At 35.9% G+C, this 5,017-nt stretch carries 3 protein-coding genes; 1 reads left to right on the plus strand and 2 read right to left on the minus strand.

All coding sequences use genetic code 11. The features are described 5' to 3' along the window. On the minus strand, nt 1–1,660 hold a 1,660-nt coding region (locus VFM92_RS00175; RefSeq protein WP_325120166.1), incomplete at its 3' end, for a SprB repeat-containing protein. Nucleotide 1,661: 1 nt separating this feature from the next. Beyond that, nucleotides 1,662–2,030, minus strand: coding sequence for a hypothetical protein (locus VFM92_RS00180; protein WP_325120167.1), 369 nt, complete (start codon nt 2,028–2,030; stop codon nt 1,662–1,664). Between the two features lie 361 nt (nt 2,031–2,391). Between VFM92_RS00180 and VFM92_RS00185 the strand changes: the two genes are divergently transcribed. Further along, a complete protein-coding gene (locus tag VFM92_RS00185; RefSeq protein WP_325120168.1) occupies nt 2,392–4,665 on the plus strand; it encodes an aconitate hydratase in 2,274 nt (757 codons plus the stop codon). Nucleotides 4,666–5,017 lie beyond the last annotated feature (352 nt).

A 5,017-nucleotide genomic window follows, 5' to 3' on the forward strand; every position in this document is an offset into this window, starting at 1 on the left:
CTGTAAAGTCTATTACGCCATCTGTAGTCGCACCAACAAATACCGCTCCTGAACCAGTCGTTGTCGTTAAACTCCAGTCTCCTCCTGCATCTTCACCCGCTAACTGACCAAATAAGTCAAAGGCTGATTCTGTATTACATAAAGTGATATTTGTTGCTGTCCCTGCACTTGGGGCTGCTTCTACTGTTATCGTTACACTTGAAGTGGCGCCTGGACAAGTTGCTGTAGCAGCAATTTCATATTCATACACATAGGTTCCCGCTGTAGCGGCTGTGTAATCTACTATGCCTGTGGTGTCATCTAATACATCGCCTGTACCCGTACCTGCGCCTGTATTCGTCCAGCTTCCGCCTGTATCTTCATCTGCCAATTGACCAAATAAGTCAAAGGCATCTGCTGTGCTACATACCGTAGCATCTGTTGGCGTGCCTGCTATTGGAGCTTCTTCTATTAAAACATTTACAATTTCAGTGTCTGCCGGACAAGGGGCTGTACCAGTTACCTCATATTCAAATGAATAGGTGTCAGCAGCAGCACCAGTGAAGTTTACTTCACCAGTATTCGCATCCAAAGTAACTGTGGTTGTTCCCGCGGTTTGAGTCCAAACTCCTCCAGGGTCCTCAGTTCCATCCAAAAGTGTAAAAAGATTAAAAGATGTTTCCGTATTACATATTTCAGCTGGAGCACCAACATAATTACCTGCTGAAGCAGCATCAGTCCGTGATATTGTTACATCACTATCGGAATCAGCACAACTACCTGCATCATTACTAACTGTCCACCTAAACACATAATCTCCAGCAATTACTAAATCGGATACTACAGTATTGGGACTATTTAAATCATCAATTTGAGCGTTTGCCCCACCAGGTTGTGTAACAATTGACCATGTCCCTGTTTCACCTGTTTGTAAATTATTTCCATTAAGATTATAATCATTTTGACAAACAGACTCGTCTGTACCTGCATCGGCAACTGTTGGAGTAATTATTTCTATTCCATTTAAATTAAAAGTACAACCATTATCATCAGTAACAATAACATCGTAAGATCCTGCAGAAAGTCCTGTTGGGTTATCAGTATCCCCAATCAAAGTGGGACCAGTCCAAGAGAAAGAATATGGTCCTGTACCACCATTAACATCCAACAAAATCTCTCCTGAATCAGTATCGTTACAATCATCTACTTTTGAATCAACAGTAGCAATTAATTCATCTGGTTCATCTATAATAATACCAAGTATTCCTTGTGTAAAAAAATCAGGTGCGCCACAAGTCCCATCGGTACGTCTGGCACCTATTGTATAACCAATTCCATCTTTTGTTGTAGGAACATTAGAGAATTCAATAATATTACCAGTAATATTTAAATTAATTGCAGGATTAACATCACCTCCAGGAGTAATACCTATATCATCATAAACATAATCGTTTTCCCCGCCATCATACAAGGCATAAGAAAAATTAGCAGGATTTAGAGCTAAATCACCAACATCTCTCAATTCAAACGAAATTGTACCATTTTCTGCTCCAAAACATAAAGCATCTGTAAAATTAATAGTTGCTTCAGTACTATTCCCATCAGGACATTGAGCCTTAACTCTTTCGCTAAAACTGATGATAAATATTGAAGAAAGTAATAAGTAGTAAATTTTTTTCATACTAATTCAATTCAATTTTAAGCGGCTTACATCCTTCTACCTTTGAGACTAACACCAAAACCAGACTATGCTTAATTAATTCGTTACTAAGACCTTTTATAGTAATTGAATTATCATTTTCGACTAAAGTGATATTTAAATTATCATTAGAATCAGGTACAATTTTACTTGTATTTAATATATATTTTTTTGTAGAATTATCATACAAATTAATTTCAAAATTTTGTTTATTACTTAATTCAAATGATATAGTTGGATCTCCAATATTTGAAACAACTACATTAGAAATGCTTGAATCACAATTCTGACCTAATAACACTGCAATATTCAAAAAGAATAGAGATACAGTAATATAAATTATTTTAACCACAATTATATATTTATATACAAATTTAAAATTTAAATGTCTCTTTAATCTACAAATCTACAGTCTTTTAGTACATTTAATATAATTTCATCGAAAGAAAATAATTATTCTTTGAATTTATATACATACGGAACAAATTAAATAGCGGATTTAACAGCAATTCAAATATAAGTGATTCAGTTTTCTAAACAATAAAAAACAAGTAAAACTTTAACTACAATAAGTTAACTTTCTATAAAACAGTATTTTATATCGATAATTAGAACTTTTACAAATACGGATATTCCTTGTTTACACATAGGATAAAAGTGTTGATTTTGTATCTTTGCAGATAATCGAAGAATTTTAAATAAATAAAAATAATATGGCTTTTGATATAGACATGATTAAAGCTGTTTATGCTGGCATGAGCGAGAAAATCGCTGCAGCAAGACAAGTGGTCAATAAACCTTTAACCTTATCTGAAAAGATACTTTACGCTCATTTATGGGATGGAAATGCTAAAACTGCATTTCAAAGAGGTAAATCTTACGTGGATTTTGCTCCAGATAGAGTAGCCATGCAAGATGCAACTGCGCAGATGGCACTTTTGCAATTTATGCAAGCTGGAAGAGACCAAGCAGCAGTACCTTCTACCGTACATTGCGACCATTTAATACTGGCAAAAGAAGGTGCTAAAGAAGATTTAAGAAGCTCTCTTACTGCTTCTGGAGAGGTGTTTAACTTCTTGGAATCTGTTTCTAATAAATATGGAATTGGCTTCTGGAAGCCGGGTGCAGGTATTATTCACCAAGTAGTTTTAGAAAATTATGCTTTTCCTGGTGGAATGATGATTGGAACCGATTCTCACACTGTAAATGCTGGTGGTTTGGGTATGGTTGCCATTGGAGTTGGTGGTGCTGACGCTGTTGATGTAATGGCTGGGATGCCTTGGGAATTGAAATTTCCAAAATTAATTGGTGTGAAGTTAACTGGAAAATTGAACGGTTGGACTTCTGCTAAAGATGTCATTCTAAAAGTTGCAGGTATTTTAACCGTAAAAGGCGGTACAGGTGCAATAGTAGAGTATTTCGGCCCTGGCGCTCAGTCACTTTCCGCCACAGGAAAAGGTACTATATGTAATATGGGTGCTGAAATTGGTGCTACTACTTCTACTTTTGGTTATGATGATGCTATGGAGCGTTATTTAAGATCTACTGATAGAAATGATGTGGCAGATGCCGCAAATGAGGTTCGTGAGCACCTAACTGGAGATGATGAGGTTTATGCCAATCCTGAAAAACATTTCGATCAAGTTATTGAAATTGATTTAACAACTTTAGAGCCCCATGTTAATGGTCCTTTTACTCCAGATAGAGCTACCCCTATTTCTCAATTAAAAGCGGAAGCTGAGAAAAACGGATGGCCAACAAAAGTAGAATGGGGATTGATTGGTTCTTGTACTAACTCATCTTATGAAGATTTATCTAGAGCCTCCTCTATTGCAAAACAAGCTGTAGAAAAAGGCTTGAAAACAAAATCAGAATTTGGAATTAACCCTGGTTCAGAGCAAGTAAGATTTACCGCTGATCGTGATGGTTTATTAAAAATCTTTGAAGATTTAGACGCCACTATCTTTACTAATGCTTGTGGACCTTGTATCGGACAATGGTCAAGAACTGGTGCTGATAAAGGCGAGAAAAACACCATCGTTCACTCTTTCAATAGAAACTTCTCAAAAAGAGCGGATGGAAACCCTAACACTCACGCATTTGTAACTTCTCCAGAAATGGTAGCGGCAATTGCGATAAGTGGTGATTTAGGATTTAATCCTTTAACTGATACCTTAACAAACGAAAAAGGGGAACAAGTAAAATTAGACCCTCCTTTTGGAGCTGAATTACCTGAAGCCGGTTTTGCAGTAGAAGATAACGGCTATCAAGAACCGGCTAAAGATGGAAGTGGTGTTCAAGTAAAAGTGGCTCCTGATTCTAAAAGATTACAATTATTAGAAGGCTTTGATGCTTGGGATGGCAAAAATATAACAGGCGCTAAATTGCTTATCAAAGCATTAGGCAAATGTACGACTGACCATATTTCTATGGCTGGTCCATGGTTGAGGTTCAGAGGTCACTTGGATAATATTTCTGACAACTGCTTAATTGGAGCTGTAAATGCTTTCAATGAAGAAACTAATAAAGTAAAAAGTCAGATAACTGGTGAATATGGTGCTGTTCCTGCAACGCAGAGAGAGTACAAAGCAAAAGGAATCCCGACTATAGTAGTGGGTGACCATAATTATGGTGAAGGTTCTTCTAGAGAACATGCTGCCATGGAGCCAAGACATTTAGGTGTTAAAGCTGTTTTGGTTAAATCATTTGCTCGTATTCACGAAACCAACTTGAAGAAGCAAGGTCTACTAGGTTTGACTTTCGCTAATGAAGCGGATTATGATAAAATTCAGGAAGATGATACGTTCAATTTCTTGGATTTAGATCAATTTGCTCCTGAAAAGCCGATTACCATAGAAGCAGTTCACGCAGATGGTTCTAAAGATGTAATCAAGGCAAACCATACGTATAATGATGCTCAAATTGAGTGGTTTAAAGCAGGTTCTGCATTGAATAAAATTAAAGAAGAAGCGAAAGCTAGAGGGTAATATTAAGATGCTAGAATCAAGAATCTAGATTCAAGATTAAGGAGTTTTCAAATTGAAGACTCCTTTTTTTTATTTAATATTATTTATTTTTAAAAAACATCTTTTCAACAAAAAAACTTAAAAATGAGTTACTTCGTTAAAAATTGATGTCAGTTATTGACTGACAGTCTTTCGTTTCTACATTCCCTTCTACTTTTCTTTTTTCTACTATATAGTCAGCCCTTAAAAACCCCATAATATATCCCTTTTAATGGTAAAAAATTTTGATAACAGATGAAACAGCTTTGATACATCTTTTGTAAATAGAGCCAAAGAGATGATTTCCATATGTTCATCATCCTTTTGAAGTTAA

Source organism: Marivirga sp., assembly GCF_035704835.1.
GTDB lineage: Bacteria > Bacteroidota > Bacteroidia > Cytophagales > Cyclobacteriaceae > Marivirga.

What these genes read in the sequence shown, in the direction of transcription:
- VFM92_RS00185 (WP_325120168.1), top strand. Translation starts at nt 2,392, where the DNA reads ATGGCTTTTGATATAGACATGATTAAAGCTGTTTATGCTGGCATGAGC.